General features: G+C 59.4%; 16 protein-coding genes. 6 read left to right on the top strand and 10 right to left on the bottom strand.

What is annotated here, in order from left to right; all coding sequences use genetic code 11:
- Window positions 1-69: 69 nt before the first annotated feature.
- The gene (locus tag QLG12_RS08155) at window positions 70-267 is read right to left on the bottom strand and encodes a YbdD/YjiX family protein (protein ID WP_282474294.1); all 198 of its coding nucleotides are present in this window, start codon (window positions 265-267) and stop codon (window positions 70-72) included.
- A 15-nt stretch (window positions 268-282) separates the two neighbouring features.
- The gene (locus tag QLG12_RS08150) at window positions 283-2,349 is read right to left on the bottom strand and encodes a carbon starvation CstA family protein (protein WP_197870556.1); all 2,067 of its coding nucleotides are present in this window, start codon (window positions 2,347-2,349) and stop codon (window positions 283-285) included.
- Window positions 2,350-2,508: 159 nt separating this feature from the next.
- On the opposite strand from QLG12_RS08150, the gene QLG12_RS08145 reads away from it, so the two are divergent.
- Complete coding sequence (locus QLG12_RS08145; protein WP_282474293.1) at window positions 2,509-2,877, top strand: PilZ domain-containing protein; 369 nt, start codon at window positions 2,509-2,511, stop codon at window positions 2,875-2,877.
- Here the strand turns inward: QLG12_RS08145 and radA are convergent, their stop codons facing one another.
- Both radA and QLG12_RS08135 read right to left on the bottom strand, forming a co-directional pair.
- Window positions 2,878-4,245, bottom strand: coding sequence for a DNA repair protein RadA (gene radA / locus QLG12_RS08140; RefSeq protein WP_007950985.1), 1,368 nt, complete (start codon window positions 4,243-4,245; stop codon window positions 2,878-2,880). It lies immediately after the preceding gene.
- A gap of 143 nt (window positions 4,246-4,388) precedes the next feature.
- Window positions 4,389-5,921, bottom strand: coding sequence for a catalase (locus QLG12_RS08135; RefSeq protein ID WP_282474316.1), 1,533 nt, complete (start codon window positions 5,919-5,921; stop codon window positions 4,389-4,391).
- Window positions 5,922-6,215: 294 nt separating this feature from the next.
- On the opposite strand from QLG12_RS08135, the gene mscL reads away from it, so the two are divergent.
- The gene (mscL, locus tag QLG12_RS08130; RefSeq protein ID WP_041475433.1) at window positions 6,216-6,629 is read left to right on the top strand and encodes a large-conductance mechanosensitive channel protein MscL; all 414 of its coding nucleotides are present in this window, start codon (window positions 6,216-6,218) and stop codon (window positions 6,627-6,629) included.
- 33 nt (window positions 6,630-6,662) lie between these two features.
- Here mscL and QLG12_RS08125 read toward each other — a convergent pair whose 3' ends face one another.
- Window positions 6,663-7,439, bottom strand: a complete 777-nt coding sequence (locus QLG12_RS08125) for a ferredoxin--NADP reductase (RefSeq protein WP_197870550.1) — start codon at window positions 7,437-7,439, stop codon at window positions 6,663-6,665.
- A 317-nt stretch (window positions 7,440-7,756) separates the two neighbouring features.
- On the opposite strand from QLG12_RS08125, the gene QLG12_RS08120 reads away from it, so the two are divergent.
- Window positions 7,757-8,470: an autoinducer binding domain-containing protein gene (locus QLG12_RS08120; RefSeq protein ID WP_197870548.1), complete on the top strand. Its 714-nt coding sequence runs from the start codon at window positions 7,757-7,759 to the stop codon at window positions 8,468-8,470.
- Window positions 8,471-8,635: 165 nt separating this feature from the next.
- Window positions 8,636-9,760: a class I SAM-dependent methyltransferase gene (locus QLG12_RS08115; protein ID WP_197870546.1), complete on the top strand. Its 1,125-nt coding sequence runs from the start codon at window positions 8,636-8,638 to the stop codon at window positions 9,758-9,760.
- A gap of 71 nt (window positions 9,761-9,831) precedes the next feature.
- Here the strand turns inward: QLG12_RS08115 and QLG12_RS08110 are convergent, their stop codons facing one another.
- From QLG12_RS08110 to QLG12_RS08100, 3 genes are read right to left on the bottom strand one after another with little or no spacing between them, the layout of a single operon-like run.
- The gene (locus tag QLG12_RS08110) at window positions 9,832-9,999 is read right to left on the bottom strand and encodes a DUF2474 domain-containing protein (protein ID WP_197870544.1); all 168 of its coding nucleotides are present in this window, start codon (window positions 9,997-9,999) and stop codon (window positions 9,832-9,834) included.
- 57 nt (window positions 10,000-10,056) lie between these two features.
- Window positions 10,057-11,064, bottom strand: a complete 1,008-nt coding sequence (cydB, locus tag QLG12_RS08105) for a cytochrome d ubiquinol oxidase subunit II (RefSeq protein WP_197870542.1) — start codon at window positions 11,062-11,064, stop codon at window positions 10,057-10,059.
- A 3-nt stretch (window positions 11,065-11,067) separates the two neighbouring features.
- Window positions 11,068-12,504: a cytochrome ubiquinol oxidase subunit I gene (locus QLG12_RS08100; RefSeq protein WP_236194122.1), complete on the bottom strand. Its 1,437-nt coding sequence runs from the start codon at window positions 12,502-12,504 to the stop codon at window positions 11,068-11,070.
- 400 nt (window positions 12,505-12,904) lie between these two features.
- On the opposite strand from QLG12_RS08100, the gene QLG12_RS08095 reads away from it, so the two are divergent.
- Together QLG12_RS08095 and QLG12_RS08090 are read left to right on the top strand one after the other, a co-directional pair.
- On the top strand, window positions 12,905-14,143 hold the full coding sequence (locus tag QLG12_RS08095) for an MFS transporter (protein ID WP_282474292.1): 1,239 nt from the start codon (window positions 12,905-12,907) through the stop codon (window positions 14,141-14,143).
- A 119-nt stretch (window positions 14,144-14,262) separates the two neighbouring features.
- Complete coding sequence (locus QLG12_RS08090) at window positions 14,263-14,550, top strand: HigA family addiction module antitoxin (RefSeq protein WP_197870538.1); 288 nt, start codon at window positions 14,263-14,265, stop codon at window positions 14,548-14,550.
- 5 nt (window positions 14,551-14,555) lie between these two features.
- Here QLG12_RS08090 and QLG12_RS08085 read toward each other — a convergent pair whose 3' ends face one another.
- A complete protein-coding gene (locus QLG12_RS08085; protein ID WP_197870536.1) occupies window positions 14,556-15,107 on the bottom strand; it encodes a DJ-1 family glyoxalase III in 552 nt (183 codons plus the stop codon).
- A gap of 67 nt (window positions 15,108-15,174) precedes the next feature.
- Window positions 15,175-15,624 carry a DUF4879 domain-containing protein gene (locus QLG12_RS08080; protein ID WP_197870534.1) on the bottom strand — a complete coding sequence of 150 codons (450 nt, stop codon included), beginning with the start codon at window positions 15,622-15,624 and terminating at the stop codon, window positions 15,175-15,177.
- Between the last annotated feature and the right edge of the window lie 133 nt (window positions 15,625-15,757).

Raw genomic sequence — 15,757 nt, 5'->3', positions numbered from 1 at the left:
CACAAATAAAAATGGGAGCAGGCCGAAAGACCTGCTCCCACCTATCTCTGGTGAACCGCGATCAACGATTCAACAGCACTTCGGCCCACCCTTGCCACCGTAACGGGCTTCCTGACGTTCACGAAAGAACATCTCGTAGCTCATCACCGGTTTTTCCGGGTGTTTGGTCTGCATATGCTCGACGTAGGTGTCGTAGTCGGGCATGCCGACCATCAGGCGCGCGGCCTGACCGAGGTATTTACCGAGGCGACTCAGGTCATTGAACATGCTGCAATCCTCTGGTTACGCGTCCGGCAGGGCCTGGAATGGCGATTCTTTGTCCGTACGCTCTTTTTTGCCCCAGGCGGCGATGCCGACCTTGAGCGCATAGAACAGGATGCTGAATACCACGAACAGGAACAGCGCGGTCAATGTAGCGTTGGTGTAGGCGTTGAAGATCACGTGCTGCATCTGCTCGACGCTCTTGGCCGGTGCGAGCACCTGGCCTGCGGCCAGCGCATCGCTGTACTTCTTGGCCAGCGACAGGAAACCGATCGCCGGGTTGGCGTCGAACAGCTTGATGAAGCCTGCAGTCGTGGTGCAGATCAGCAGCCAGGTGGCCGGCAGCAGGGTGACCCAGATGTAGCGCTGGCGCTTCATCTTGATCAGGACCACGGTGCCGAGCATCAACGCGATACCGGCCAGCATCTGGTTGGAGATACCGAACAGCGGCCACAGGGTGTTGATCCCGCCCAGTGGATCGACCACGCCCTGATACAGCAACCAGCCCCACATCGCCACACAACCGGCGGTGGCGATCAGGTTGGCGGACCAGGATTCGGTACGTTTGAGTGCCGGCACGAACGAGCCGAGCAGGTCCTGCAGCATGAAGCGACCGGCACGGGTACCGGCATCGACGGCGGTCAGAATGAACAGCGCTTCGAACAGAATCGCGAAGTGGTACCAGAACGCCATGGTGTTTTCACCCGGCAGGACACTGTGCAGGATCTGCGCGATACCGACCGCCAGGGTCGGTGCACCACCGGCACGGGCCAGAATGGTGGTTTCGCCGATGTCATGCGCCACGGCTTGCAGGGCTTCCGGGGTAATTGCAAAGCCCCAGTTACTGACTGCGGTTGCCACGGACACCACATCACCGCCGACCACGGCGGCCGGGCTGTTCATGGCGAAGTACACGCCTGGTTCGATCACCGAGGCCGCGACCATGGCCATGATGGCCACGAACGATTCCATCAGCATGCCGCCGTAACCGATGTAACGGGCGTTGGTTTCGTTATCCAGCAGCTTCGGCGTAGTGCCGGAAGAAATCAGCGCGTGGAAACCCGAGACCGCACCGCAAGCGATGGTGATGAACAGGAACGGGAACAGACCGCCCTTCCACACCGGGCCGGTGCCGTCGACGAACTGGGTCAGTGCCGGCATTTTCAGCTCGGGCATGGTCACCAGGATGCCGATCGCCAGGGCGACGATGGTACCGATCTTGAGGAAAGTGGAGAGATAGTCGCGCGGCGCCAGAATCAGCCACACCGGCAGCGAAGCGGCGACGAAACCGTAACCGACCAGCATCCAGGTAATCTGCACGCCAGTAAAGGTGAAAGCCTTGGCCCAGACCGGATCGGCGGCAATCTGCCCACCCAGCCAGATCGAACCCAGCAGCAACAACACGCCGACGACCGAGATCTCGCCGATGCGGCCCGGACGGATGTAGCGCATGTAGATGCCCATGAACATCGCGATCGGGATGGTCGCCATCACGGTGAAGATGCCCCATGGGCTTTCAGCCAGGGCTTTCACCACGATCAGCGCCAGCACCGCGAGGATGATGATCATGATCAGGAAGCAGCCGAACAGGGCGATGGTGCCGGGGATACGGCCCATTTCTTCACGCACCATGTCGCCCAGGGAACGGCCGTTGCGACGGGTCGACATGAAGAGGACCATGAAGTCCTGCACCGCACCCGCCAGCACCACGCCGGCGATCAGCCACAGCGTACCGGGCAGATAGCCCATCTGCGCCGCCAGTACCGGGCCGACCAGCGGACCCGCGCCGGCAATGGCCGCGAAGTGGTGTCCGAAGAGAATGTGTTTGTTGGTTGGAACGTAGTCCAGACCGTCGTTGTTGAGCACGGCGGGGGTGGCCCGACGCGGATCGAGTTGCATCACATTGTTAGCGATGAACAGACTGTAGTAACGGTACGCAACCAGATAGATGGCCACGGCGGCGACCACAATCCACAAGGCGTTGATCGCCTCGCCTCGGCGCAATGCCACTACGCCAAGGGCGCACGCTCCTACGATTGCCAGCAGCAGCCAGGGTAAGTGGCGTAGCAGGCTATTATTATTTTTCATTTTTTTATTCCAGCCAGGGTGGACAAGAAAGACAGCCACCCCGAGTTTAGCGCTGTTGGCGGCAAAGGCCATACCCCGACATTGGTCTAGACAGTCCATACGTTGGCATCACCCCGCCGGTCGGGTCTATAGTCAGCTGACCTTCCTGAGGATTGCGCCATGAGCGAGCACCCGTCCGAGCGTCGCCGCTTCAAACGTATCGCGTTCGATGCCCGAACCGAATTGAGCCAGGGCGAGTACATCTGGCCGGTGAGGCTGATCGACCTGTCGCTCAAGGGGTTGTTGATCGAGCGGCCCGAGCCTTGGCTGGGCAATCCCGAGCAGGATTTTTTCGTCGGGATTCATTTGAGCGAGGACGTGCACATCGAGATGGATGTGCAACTGGCTCATGAAGATCGCGGCCAGCTCGGTTTTGTTTGCCGGCATATCAGCCTGGAGTCGATTCAGCGCCTGCGTCGCTTGATCGAACTCAATCTGGCCGACGAAAACGAGCTGGAACGCGAGTTCGCGGCGCTGATCGACGTCTGATCACTCGAACAATGAATCCAGCGCCTGCTCCAGACGCGTCACCGCAATGATCTGCAAACCCGGCGGTGCTTCCTTCGGCGCGTTGCCCTTGGGCACGATCGCGCGCTTGAAGCCGTGTTTGGCGGCTTCCTTCAACCGCTCCTGACCGCTCGGCACCGGGCGCACTTCGCCGGACAGACCGACCTCACCAAACACCAGCAAATCATGGGGAAGCGGACGGTTGCGCAGACTCGACATGACCGCGGCCATCAACGCCAGGTCGGAGGCGGTTTCCAGCACCTTCACCCCGCCGACCACGTTGAGGAACACGTCCTGATCGTGGGTCGGAATGCCGCCATGCCGGTGCAGCACCGCCAACAGCATCGCCAGACGATTCTGATCCAGCCCCAGGGTGACCCGACGCGGGTTGGCCAGATGACTGTCATCCACTAGCGCCTGCACTTCCACCAGCATCGGCCGGGTGCCTTCCCACGTTGCCATCACCACACTGCCCGGGACTTCTTCCTGTGCACGGGTAAGAAAAATCGCCGAAGGGTTGGAGACTTCTTTCAGGCCCTTGTCGGTCATGCCGAACACACCCAACTCGTTGACCGCGCCGAAACGGTTTTTCACCGCCCGCAGCAAACGCAACCGACCGTCGGACTCGCCTTCGAAATACAGCACGGTATCGACCATGTGCTCCAGAACCCGCGGCCCTGCGAGCGCGCCCTCCTTGGTCACGTGGCCGACCAGGAAAATCGCCGTACCGCTTTGCTTGGCGTAACGCACCAGCAACGCCGCACTTTCGCGTACCTGGGATACGCCGCCCGGCGCCGATTGCAATTGTTCGGTGAAAATCGTCTGGATCGAGTCGATCACCATCACCTTGGGTTTTTCCTGGCGGGCGGTGGCGATGATGGTTTCGATGCAGGTTTCGGTCATCACCCGCAGTTGATCCTGCGGCAGGCCCAGGCGGCGTGCGCGCATGGCGACCTGTTGCTGGGATTCCTCACCGGTGACGTACAGCGCCGGCATGCTCTTGGCGAGGTTGCACAGGGTCTGCAACAGAATCGTCGATTTGCCGATACCGGGATCGCCGCCGATCAGCACCACCGAACCGTCCACCAGACCGCCGCCAAGGACTCGGTCGAGTTCACCGGAGGCTGTGGAAAAACGCGGAATCTCTTCAATGCTGACTTCGGCCAGGGTCTTGATCTGGGCCTGTTGCCCGGCCCAGCCGGTGCGCCCGCTCGGGGCGGCGGCACCGCCGCTCTCGACCATGGTTTCGGTCAGGGTGTTCCAGGCGCCGCATTCACCGCACTGCCCGGCCCACTTGGGAAAGGTTGCGCCGCACTCAGTGCAGCCGTACATGCGCTTGGCCTTGGCCATCTGAACCCCCGGCAAAAACCGCGATGATAACGCAGCCATCGTCGATCAGCGCGGCGCGCCGGAACGGATTTCTCCGCTGGCCAGACGCACGGCGCTGCTGTCGGTCAAACCCCGACAGTTGCCGGGGTTTGAGGGGCGCACGGTCAGTCGGCCAGTTTGGCCGCCAGAACCTTGACCCGGGCCAGGTCACCCTTGGCCACTTTGGTCACACCGGCGCCGTACTCCGGATCCGCCTTGTAGAGAAAGGACAGAATGATGTGCTTGCTCTCGTCATCGGCACTCGCCAGCGAACCGCCAAAGCTCTCGATCAGATCCTTACGTTCCTTCTTGCTGAACGAGCGATACAGATCTCCGGCCTGCTTGAAGTTCTGTTCACGCTGGATCTTCGCCTGTTGCGTGCTGCCCTGCAGCGCGGTTTGGCTGTATCGCGCGCCTGCCGTCTCTTCACGCGGCTGCAGACGGCTAGGCTCATAGTTGACGCCCGAGGTGCTCGCACCGGCATTCATGGCACCATCCTGATTGCCATTGTTGACAGCCGTTTTGGCGGCATTGATCGGCAACTGCTGGGCGTTGGCGCCAAGGCGATACATTTGCGTATCTGCGTAAGAGAACATCCGCCCCTGCAACAAGCGGTCTTCCGAAGGTTCAATTCCCGGCACGACATTCGACGGTGCCATTGCAACTTGTTCGGTTTCCTGGAAGACATTGGAAGGGTTACGGTTCAATACCATTTGTCCAACTTTCCGCTCAGGAATACCTGGCCAGATCTTGGTAGCGTCAAGAGGATCGAAATCAAACTTGGACAAGTCTTGCGGTTTTAGCACCTGAATGTATAAGTCCCACTTTGGAAAGTTGCCACTGCCGATCTGGCTCACCAAGTCATTACTCATATGACTATAATCGCGCCCCTGTACTTTCACGACTTGCTCAGGATCAAGATTCTTTATCCCTTGCAAACTTTTCCAGTGAAATTTCACGTAATTCACATCGCCCTTGGCATTGACCAACTTGTAGGCGTGTACGCTGTTACCATCCATCTCCCTGTAACTGGCCGGTGTTCCATTGTTGGAATACAGCTCGGTCAACGTGCGGGTGGCTTCCGGTACATGGGAAAAGAAGTCGAAGCGTCGGGCATCGTTATCCAGATTAGTGCGAGGATCCGGCTTGAAGGCATGCACCATGTCCGGAAACTTGATTGCATCGCGTATGAAGAAGGTAGGAAAGTTGTTGCCTACCAGATCCCAGTTGCCATCTGCCGTGTAGAACTTGGTCGCGAACCCGCGTGGATCACGCAAAGTCTCCGGAGAATGGTTGCCATGCACCACGGATGAGAAGCGCACGAACACCGGAGTGATCTGCCCGACGGCGAACACCTTGGCCTTGCTCAGATCACTCAGGTCGTTGGTCGCGGTGAACGTGCCATGTGCACCGGTACCCCGGGCATGCACGACACGCTCGGGAATGCGCTCACGATCAAAGCGCTGCAGCTTCTGAATCAGCTGAACATCCTGCAACAACACCGGTCCGTTGGGGCCGGCGGTCTGTGAGTTCTGATTGTCACCGACCGCTGCACCGTTATCCCGGGTCAGGGGCGCGGCATTCGCGGAGAGGGTCAGTAGACCGGCAGTCAACAAACCGAAGGTACGACGAAAGGGAAAGGCGCTCAGGCCAGGCATGGAATTCATTTCAGACTCCTCTGTTCTTTTGAGGCGCATCCAGGTGCGCCAACCAGAGGCTAGAAGCTCAGCTCGCCAAACATAAATAGAAAGTTCGTAACGACATGATTGATGGTTTTTTCTTGAATATCAGCACGTTGCAGCGTATTTCGCGCGCGATTGGTGGCACTTTGCAAACTAATGATCAATCGATGTGTCGATAAAAGCGGGCATTGTAAGAAGGTGTTTCGCGCAGGACGCGTTTTGCTGATTTACACTGCTGACACCAAACTCATCTGTAACAAGGAAATAACTATGGGCGTGCTTAGCGAGTTCAAGGCCTTCGCGGTCAAAGGCAATGTGGTCGACATGGCCGTCGGTATCATCATCGGCGCGGCGTTCGGCAAAATCGTTTCGTCGTTTGTAGGTGACGTGATCATGCCGCCAATCGGACTGCTGATCGGCGGGGTGGACTTCAGTGACCTGGCCATCACGCTGAAAGCCGCCGAGGGCAGCGCCCCAGCGGTGGTATTGGCGTACGGTAAATTCATCCAGAGCGTTCTTGACTTCGTGATCGTCGCCTTCGCGATTTTCATGGGCGTCAAAGCCATCAACCGCCTCAAACGCGAAGAAGCCGTGGCCCCGACCCTGCCGCCGGTACCGACCAAGGAAGAAGAATTGCTGGGCGAGATCCGCGATCTGCTCAAGGCCCAGAACAACCGGCCTTGAATACGCTGAACGGCGCCAGAAGGCGCCGTTTTTTCACCAGTAGTTTTCTACCGCCACTTGCCCCGGTCGCCGGGTCAGGCTCAAGGCCATGCCGCGTTGCTTGAGTAGCGCCCGGGTGTCATCGATCATCTGCGGATTGCCGCAGAGCATGACCCGAGAATAAGCGGGAGTGAGTTCGACACCGGCCACCTTTTCCAGCTCGCCATTTTCAATCAGCGTAGTGATGCGTCCATGGAGGGCACCTGCGTACGGCTCACGCGTAACCACCGGAATGAACCGGAACTTGTGGGCGTAATCGGCGAGGTAGTCGCGCTGTGTCAGCTCGGTGATCAGCTGTTGATAGGCCAGCTCCCGCCCTTCCCGCACGCTGTACACAAGAATGATGCGTTCGAATTTTTCCCAGACTTCAAAGTCCTGCAGAATCGACAGAAAGGGGGCCACGCCGGTGCCTGTGGAAAGCAGCCAAAGATCGCGACCATCGACAAATCGATCCAGGGTCAGGTAGCCAAATGCCTGACGTTCCACCAACAATGAATCACCCGCCTGCAGTCGACTCAGCTCACTGGTGAACTCACCACCCGGCACCACGATCGAGAAGAACTCGAGGAACTCGTCGAACGGCGAGGACACCATGGAGTAGGCACGCCACACCGTGCTGCCATCGGGCTTGGTCACGCCCAGTCTGGCAAACTGACCGGCCCGAAAGCGAAAGCCGGCGTCGCGCGTCGTACGCAAGGTGAACAGACTTGAGGTCAAGGGTTGCACGTCGAGCAGGGTCTGGCACGTGAACTTTTCTGCACTGACGGTCATGGGACACTCCTTTCGGCATGGGCTAACAGTGTCGCGCAAAGTTGTACATTTAAACACCCACAGTAAATGATGGCATTTAGCAGCCTTATTTTGACCAATAGAAGCCGCCCACCTCGCAATAAGTAACCCATCAGTACGCGCTCTTTTAGTATTACACCCTGAATACAAAAACGACTTTTGCTTAATAACGCTTTATACAAACTCGATGTTCAACAAGAGCGAAATGTTCAGAACATTCCGCAAGAAATCTCCTACACTCGATTACGTGCTGGATTTTGGATCCAAAGCACCCCCTCGGAATGTATGGAGAATCCTCAATGGAAATGTGGAAGGAGTCTCAGTTAAAACAACTGACCTATGCCAAGCACATAGACACGGCGTATCCGATTCTGGAAAGGTTCGCCCAAAATCTCGGATTCAGCTTTTGTGGTATTTCAGTGATTCCGACAGATCGGAGCACTGCGTTCAAATCCTTGCATATCAACAACTATCCCCAATCATGGAGCCGGCAATATGAAGAAAAAAATCACGAAGAAGTTGACCCGGTAATAGCACATTGCAATCGCTCGATGTTGCCGATTGTCTGGACCCAGGAAGTCTTCTGCAAAGCGCCACAACTCTGGGAGGCACTTCAGGACCAGGGACTGCAGCATGGCTGGTCGCAATCATTCCTTAATACGGACAGCGGTTTTTGCAGCATTCTCAGCCTGGCACGGCCACACTGCCCGATCACCCCGATGGAGCTGTACGAACATTTTGGCTACATGTTCTATGTCACCAGTCATTTGAGCGAACTGTTCGCCCGTACACTCCCCACGCGCGCGGAGCAGACTCGGCAACCTCGGTTGTCGGCCCGTGAAATAGAAGTGCTGAAGCTGTGCGCAGTCGGCAAGACAGCCTATGAGTGCGCCAGAATCCTGAGTCTCAGCGAACGCACCATCAACTATCACGTGCACAACGTGATGGAGAAGTTGAACGTCTGCAACAAGATCTCTGCGGTCATTGCCGCCGCCAAGGCCGGGATCATCTAGTCGGCGCGCCGGAAATCAGCCAAGTATTGCAGTCGAAAAAAAAGTACCATTTGCGACCTTCCTGAGTGATGACGCGTAACTTCGCGCCGCTGTCCACTCGGACGGTTCCGCCGCACGAAACCCTGGGCTGCGGGACACCCGTTGATTACCCAGAGTCCCCGCCCCATGCCTTTGCTCGATACGCCCTTCGCCCAGCTCGATCTGATCCGCCAGCCCGAACAGCAGAACGAACCGCTGCAAGCGTTCGATGCGGCCGACGAATACCTGCTCAATCATCTGGCCGAACAGAACGTGCCGATCGAGACGCGGGTTCTGGTACTTAACGACAGCTTCGGCGCGCTGGCCATCAGCCTCTTGGGCAAAGTGCAGGTCAGCACCAGCGGTGATTCGTTCCTGGCGTTTCAGGGGCTGGAAAAAAACCTGCTGCGTAATGGCCAGGCGTTCGATGCTGTGCGCGGTATTCCCGCCAGCGACCCGTTGGTCGGGCCGTTCGACCGGGTGCTGATCCGCGTCCCGAAAACCCTCGCCCTGCTGGAAGAACAACTGATTCGCCTGCAAGGCCAATTGGCGCCCGGTGCGCAAGTGGTGGCAGCCGCAATGGTCAAGCATTTGCCGCGGGCCGCCGGGGATCTGCTGGAACGCTATATCGGCCCGGTTCAGGCTTCGCTGGCGGTGAAGAAGGCACGCTTGCTGATCGCCACGCCCGAGGCGAAGGCACCCGCTGTCTCGCCCTACCCGACCCGTTATCGCCTCGACGAGCCGGCCATCGAACTGCTCAACCATGCCAACGTGTTCTGCCGTGAAGGCCTGGACATCGGCACCCGCGCCTTCCTTCCGCACCTGCCGAAAAACCTCGGCGCTGCGCGAGTCGCGGATCTTGGCTGCGGCAACGGCGTACTGGCCATCGCCAGTGCCCTGCAAAACCCCGACGCGCACTACACGCTGGTGGACGAATCGTTCATGGCCGTGCAATCGGCGGCCGAAAACTGGCGCGCGGCGCTGGGTGAACGTGAAGCGATCGTGCGCGCAGGCGACGGCCTTGCCGGACAGGAAGCGCAGTCGCTGGACGTAGTGCTGTGCAACCCGCCGTTCCACCAGCAACAGGTGGTCGGCGATTTCCTCGCCTGGCGCATGTTCCAGCAGGCTCGCGAAGCGCTGGTGGTCGGTGGTGCGCTGTACATCGTCGGCAACCGTCATCTGGGTTATCACAGCAAACTGGCGCGGCTGTTCCGCGGAGTCGAGCAAGTCGCGGCCACGCCAAAGTTCGTGATCCTCAAGGCGCGCAAATAACCCGGGCAAAAAAAAAACCCTCCGGTCGGAGGGTCAAAAATCCGTGCCGCAAGGCAGCGGGATGGGAAGTCTCAGTGCGTGGTCAGGCCTGCTGCATTCATGAACAGGCGCATCAGGCTGGCGACGATGAACAATGCACCGACGCTGCCGACCCAGATCATGGCCAACCAGCCGAGCCGCTGCCACAGCGGCTTTTTTTCGGCTTCTTCAATGTCGTGCAGGGAATGTTTGCCGGTCATGCTTGCATCCTCCGGTTGAGGGAGATGGCGCCGCCGTCGGCGCCATCGTGATCACCCTTAGTGATAACCGTCTTCGTGGGTGACCTTGCCGCGGAACACGTAGTAGCTCCAGAAGGTGTAACCCAGGATGAACGGGATGATGAACAGCGTGCCCACCAGCATGAAGCCCTGGCTTTGCGGCGGTGCGGCGGCGTCCCAGATCGAGATCGACGGCGGCACGATGTTCGGCCACAGGCTGATGCCCAGACCGCTGTAGCCGAGGAAGATCAGCACCAGGGTCAGCAGGAACGGCATGTAGTTGGCATTGCGTGCCACCGCGCGAATCAGACCGTACATCGTCACCAGCACCAGAATCGGCACCGGCATGAACCAGAACAGATTCGGCATGCTGAACCAGCGCGTCGCAATTTCCGGATGGGCCAGCGGCGTCCACAGACTGACGGCACCGATCACCGCCAACAGCACGAAGGCCAGAGGACGCGCCAGGTCATGCATCTGTTCCTGCAACTTGCCTTCGGTCTTCATGATCAGCCAGGTGCAGCCGAGCAAGGCATACGCCACCACCAGTGCGGCGCCGCAGAACAGCGTGAACGGCGTCAGCCAGTCCAGTGAACCGCCGGCATATTGCCGGTTGACCACTGGCAGACCATCGATGAACGCGCCCAGCGCCACACCCTGGAAAAACGTTGCGGCAATCGAACCACCGATGAATGCCTTGTCCCACAGGTGACGCTTGTCGTCCTTGGCCTTGAAGCGGAACTCGAACGCCACGCCACGGAAGATCAGCCCGATCAGCATGAAAATCAGCGGCAGGTACAGCGCCGACAGCACCACCGAATAGGCCAGCGGGAACGCGCCGAACAACGCAGCGCCGCCCAGCACCAGCCAGGTTTCGTTGCCGTCCCACACCGGGGCGACGGTGTTCATCATCACGTCGCGGTCGGTCTTGCCGGGGATGAACGGAAAGAGAATCCCGATCCCCAGGTCGAAACCGTCCATGACCACGTACATCATGATGCCGAAGATGATGATCACGGCCCAGATCAGCGGAAGATCAATACCCATGACTCAAATCTCCTTGGTCAGGCTGCGGTCGTGTTCGGCGCCATCGTCGTCGGCAGCGGACAACGGACGGGCCGGCGTGCGTTTCTGGCCAGGACCACCTTCGTTGGTTTCCTTGCCTTCGTCGGTCTTCGGCCCTTTGCGCACCAGGCGCATCATGTAGCCCAGACCCGCACCGAACAGCGCGAAGTACACCACCACGAACATGATCAGCGTGATGCTCATCTGCATGAAGCTGTGGTTGGACGACGCATCCGCAGTGCGCATCAGTCCGTAGACCACCCACGGCTGACGGCCGATTTCAGTGGTGAACCAGCCCGCCAGGATCGCGATCAGACCCGACGGCCCCATCCACAACGCCAGGTACAGGAACGGCCGCGAGGTGTAGAGCGAGTCACGCTTGCGCAACCACAAACTCCACAGACCGGTGAAGATCATCAGGAAGCCGAGGCCGACCATGATCCGGAACGACCAGAACACGATGGTGGAATTCGGCCGGTCTTCTGGCGGGAACTCCTTGAGCGCCGGGACTTGCTTGTCCAGCGAGTGGGTCAGGATCAGGCTGCCGAGGTATGGAATCTCGACAGCGAACTTGGTTTTTTCTTCCTTCATGTCCGGCCAGCCGAACAGGATCAGCGGTGTCGCTTCGTCCCCAACGTTTTCCCAGTGGCCTTCGATCGCAGCGATTTTCGCTGGCTGATGCTCGAGGGTGTTGAGGCCGTGGAAGTCGCCGATGACCGCCTGGATCGGCGCAACGATCAACGCCATCCACATCGCCATCGACAGCATGGTGCGGATCGCCGGGTTGTCCTTGCCGCGCAGCAGGTGCCAGGCCGCTGACGAACCGACGAAGAACGCCGTTGCGACGAACGCGGCCGTTGCCATGTGCATCAGGCGATAGGGGAACGATGGGTTGAAGACAATTGCCAGCCAGTCGGTTGGAATGACCTGACCGTTGACGATCTCGAAGCCCTGCGGGGTCTGCATCCAGCTGTTGGAAGCGAGAATCCAGAAGGTCGAAATCAGCGTGCCAATGGCCACCATCACCGTGGAGAAGAAGTGCAGCTTGCGCCCGACCTTGTTCCAGCCGAACAGCATCACGCCGAGGAAACCGGCTTCGAGGAAGAACGCCGTGAGCACTTCATACGTCAGCAACGGCCCGGTAACGGAACCGGCGAAGTCCGAGAAGCGGCTCCAGTTGGTACCGAACTGGTAGGCCATGACCAGCCCCGATACCACGCCCATGCCGAAGTTGACGGCAAAGATCTTCGACCAGAAGTGGTAGAGATCGCGATAGGTATCGTTACCGGTTTTCAGCCACAGGCCTTCCAGCACCGCGAGATAGCTCGCAAGACCGATGGTGATCGCCGGGAACAGGATGTGGAACGAGATGGTGAATGCAAACTGAATTCGGGCGAGATCCAGGGCCTCTAAACCGAACATAAGCTTTCCTCTATCAGATAACGGTTCCAGGACTGGCGGCCTTGAACCACTGCCCCCACGGGTATGGAGTGCGGCGAACTCGAATTCGTTCTTCTTTTTACAGGCATCGCGACGCAGGGAGTCTGCCGACGGGTCCGCGATCGTTTCCACGAAGGGTCTTGATCTGGATCAATCAACGTAGAAAGAGTAGTCCCATTTCCGACGGGAAACCGCGTGGTCTTTTGCCGCGTGACAAGTTGCCTCACAGTCACGGCAACGCCCTGAAATACATCGGTGGCCGGGTTTCGTGCCACGGCGCAGAAAAATCGATGTCTGGCTAACTAAATTTTCTGTCATAGCAACTTCCTGTTACAGACTGGTGATAATCTCGCGGTTCCCCTCGATCACGACCGGCCCGCAAATGCCCAGCCAAGAGCCCTTGCTGTTACGTCACCACCGTCCCTTTCTTGCGTTCTGGTTTGCCCGGATTTTCACCGCCAGTGGTTTTCAGATGCTCACCGTGGCGATCGGCTGGAACCTCTATCAATTGACCGGCAATGTGCTCGACCTGGGTCTGGTCGGGTTGGTGGAATTCGCACCACGGGTATTGTTCATGCTGCACACCGGCCACGTTGCCGACCGCTACGACCGACGCAGAGTCGCGGCGATCTGCCAGTCGTTGCAGGCCCTGATCGCGCTGGCATTGGCCATCGGCAGTGCAACCGATCATGTCACCCGGGAAATGATCTTTATCCTGGCGTTCCTGCTCGGCGCCGCACGCTCGTTCGAGATGCCGACCACTCAAGCGCTGCTGCCGAGCATCGTGCCCAGTGCGTTGTTCCCGCGGGCGGTCGCCGCCGCACAGTCGGCGCAGCAATCGGCCACCATCGTCGCACCGGCGCTCGGCGGTCTGCTCTATGCCTTCGGCAGCGTGTGGGTCTATGGCCCGACGGTGATTCTGTATGTCATCGCCTGCACCTTGATGCTCAACCTGCCCGCACGGCAAACACCGCTGAACAAAGGCAAGGCGACGCTGGATTCGTTGCTGGCGGGGATTCGCTTCATTCGTAGCCGTCCGGACATTCTTGGTGCGATTTCGCTGGATCTGTTCGCGGTGCTGCTCGGCGGCGCCACGGCGCTGTTGCCGGTGTTCGCCAAGGACATCCTGCTGACCGGGCCGTGGGGGCTGGGGTTGCTGCGCTCGGCGCCGGCGGTTGGCGCGCTGATGATGTCGCTGTTCCTGTCGCGGTTTGCCGTTGAGCGAAACGTCGGACGGGTGATGTTCACTGCCGTCGGCGTATTTGGTGTGGCCACCATCGCCTTCGGCCTGTCGACGTCGTTCTGGTTCTCGCTGGCGGTACTGGTGGTGCTCGGCGCGGCAGACATGATCAGCATGGTGATCCGCGCCTCCTTCGTGCAACTGGAGACCCCGGACGAAATGCGCGGGCGGGTCAGCGCGGTGAACGGCCTGTTCATCGGCGCCTCGAACCAGTTGGGCGAATTCGAATCGGGCCTCACCGCCCACTGGTTCGGCACCGTACCGGCGGTGGTGATGGGCGGCATCGGCACGCTGGTGGTGACCGGAACCTGGATCAAACTGTTCCCGACCCTGGCCAACCGCGACCGGATGCATGTGCCGGTGGAAGAGGTGAAGGCCTAGCTACACGGGCTCCACCAGCGGGGCCATCCCCCAAGCACAAATAGCTCGAAAAGATGCGGTACATAGATACCGCATTGAGTGTAATGTATCGCCTTACACTCGCCGCATGATCAAATCCCATGCCCATGCACAACCCGCCACACCCCGGTGAAACACTGCTGATGGATATATTGCCGGAGCTCGGTATCAGCGTGACCGAATTGGCTCGGCATCTGGGATTCGCTCGTCCTCACCTTTCTCGTGTTTTGCACGGACATGCGCCGATCAGCCCGGATCTGGCTGTACGACTGGAACGCGCGGGGATTGGCAAGGCTCGAATGTGGCTAGGGGTTCAAACCGATTACGACCTTTGGCAAGCCGAGCATCGTGAGCAGCCAGCCATTCAACCAATCGCTGCTCACGCCTGACGCTCTCAGGCCAATAACTCCCCCGCCACCTTTGCTCTGGCAGCCTTGCCCGCCAGTTGCTCGACCAGCGTCAGCGCAAATGCCAGCGCGGCGCCGGAGCCCTGGGCGGTGATGCAATTGCCGTCGACCACTACGGGTTGATCGACAAAGGTGCAACCGGAGAGGTTATGGCTGGTGGCGGGCAGGCAGGTCATGCGTCTTTGGCGCAAAACGCCAAAGCTTTGCAGCGCGACCGCCGGGGCCTCGGCGATGGCGGCGAACAAGCGTCCGGCGCTGGCCTGATCCTTGAGCAATTGTTGCAGAGGCTGGTGCGCGGCCAGGTGTTGCGCGCCGACAGCGCCGCCGGGCAGGACAATCAGGTCGAAGGTCTGGGCCAGCACATCAATGAGCATGCCGTCGGCAGTCAGTCGCGTGCCCCGTGCGCAGGTCAGCATGCGCCGGCCTTCGATGCTGGCCGCCACCACTTCGACGCCGGCGCGACGCAGCACGTCGATCAGGGTCACGCATTGCAGATCATCGATGCCCTCGGCGAGGGTAATCAGGGCTCTAAAGGTCATGGGCGCTTTCCGCTGGGTGGTCTTTAAAGCGTAGTCAGCTTTGCCGTGCCCTGTTCGGCGACAGCCGTTACTTGATGTAAAGCTGGGTCGACATCGTGTTGCGCGGGGCGTTGATCGACGTATTGCTGAAGGTAAAGGTGCCTTCCTGACGGGCTGCCAGATCGAAGGTGTACAGCGAACCGACGGTCTTCGCGCCTGGCGTGCACTCGGTCAGGTTGCCGTTATCGAAAGCACAGACCGGGCTCCGGGTGCCATTCACTTCGAAACCGTCCAGCGCCGCCTGAGGCTGGCTCTGGCCGTAGCCGATTTCCAGCACATACACCTTGATGCCCGGCGCGCTGTGATCACAGCGGGTCTGAACCTGGCCATCGGTAATGTCTTCGAGCCCGCAGGACGACGACTGAACCTTGATGACTTTCACCTCGCTCAATGGCGGTGCCGACGCCGCGAATACCGCCGGTACACCGGTCAGCAGCAAGGCCATCAGTCCGGCAGTGTTGGTCCAACCCTTGTTCATGCGATCCATCCCCGAAAAAACAGCGCGCAGTATGGCGTACTTGGCCGTGGTGCAAAACTTCGCCGACGATCGACACCAACATCCGCCATCTTCCTCACGCTGCTGGTATGATGCGCGGCTTTTTCCGGCCCAC

Origin of the sequence: Pseudomonas sp. V88_4 (genome assembly GCF_029967985.1) — a bacterium.
GTDB lineage: Bacteria > Pseudomonadota > Gammaproteobacteria > Pseudomonadales > Pseudomonadaceae > Aquipseudomonas > Aquipseudomonas glycinae.
The sequence above is the reverse complement of the archived record's forward strand: the minus strand, read 5'-3'. Positions and strand labels throughout refer to the sequence as shown.

What these genes read in the sequence shown, in the direction of transcription:
- QLG12_RS08155 (WP_282474294.1), bottom strand. Translation starts at nt 267, where the DNA reads ATGTTCAATGACCTGAGTCGCCTCGGTAAATACCTCGGTCAGGCCGCG.
- QLG12_RS08150 (WP_197870556.1), bottom strand. Translation starts at nt 2,349, where the DNA reads ATGAAAAATAATAATAGCCTGCTACGCCACTTACCCTGGCTGCTGCTG.
- QLG12_RS08145 (WP_282474293.1), top strand. Translation starts at nt 2,509, where the DNA reads ATGAGCGAGCACCCGTCCGAGCGTCGCCGCTTCAAACGTATCGCGTTC.
- radA (WP_007950985.1), bottom strand. Translation starts at nt 4,245, where the DNA reads ATGGCCAAGGCCAAGCGCATGTACGGCTGCACTGAGTGCGGCGCAACC.
- QLG12_RS08135 (WP_282474316.1), bottom strand. Translation starts at nt 5,921, where the DNA reads ATGCCTGGCCTGAGCGCCTTTCCCTTTCGTCGTACCTTCGGTTTGTTG.
- mscL (WP_041475433.1), top strand. Translation starts at nt 6,216, where the DNA reads ATGGGCGTGCTTAGCGAGTTCAAGGCCTTCGCGGTCAAAGGCAATGTG.
- QLG12_RS08125 (WP_197870550.1), bottom strand. Translation starts at nt 7,439, where the DNA reads ATGACCGTCAGTGCAGAAAAGTTCACGTGCCAGACCCTGCTCGACGTG.
- QLG12_RS08120 (WP_197870548.1), top strand. Translation starts at nt 7,757, where the DNA reads ATGGAAATGTGGAAGGAGTCTCAGTTAAAACAACTGACCTATGCCAAG.
- QLG12_RS08115 (WP_197870546.1), top strand. Translation starts at nt 8,636, where the DNA reads ATGCCTTTGCTCGATACGCCCTTCGCCCAGCTCGATCTGATCCGCCAG.
- QLG12_RS08110 (WP_197870544.1), bottom strand. Translation starts at nt 9,999, where the DNA reads ATGACCGGCAAACATTCCCTGCACGACATTGAAGAAGCCGAAAAAAAG.
- cydB (WP_197870542.1), bottom strand. Translation starts at nt 11,064, where the DNA reads ATGGGTATTGATCTTCCGCTGATCTGGGCCGTGATCATCATCTTCGGC.
- QLG12_RS08100 (WP_236194122.1), bottom strand. Translation starts at nt 12,504, where the DNA reads ATGTTCGGTTTAGAGGCCCTGGATCTCGCCCGAATTCAGTTTGCATTC.
- QLG12_RS08095 (WP_282474292.1), top strand. Translation starts at nt 12,905, where the DNA reads ATGCCCAGCCAAGAGCCCTTGCTGTTACGTCACCACCGTCCCTTTCTT.
- QLG12_RS08090 (WP_197870538.1), top strand. Translation starts at nt 14,263, where the DNA reads ATGCCCATGCACAACCCGCCACACCCCGGTGAAACACTGCTGATGGAT.
- QLG12_RS08085 (WP_197870536.1), bottom strand. Translation starts at nt 15,107, where the DNA reads ATGACCTTTAGAGCCCTGATTACCCTCGCCGAGGGCATCGATGATCTG.
- QLG12_RS08080 (WP_197870534.1), bottom strand. Translation starts at nt 15,624, where the DNA reads ATGAACAAGGGTTGGACCAACACTGCCGGACTGATGGCCTTGCTGCTG.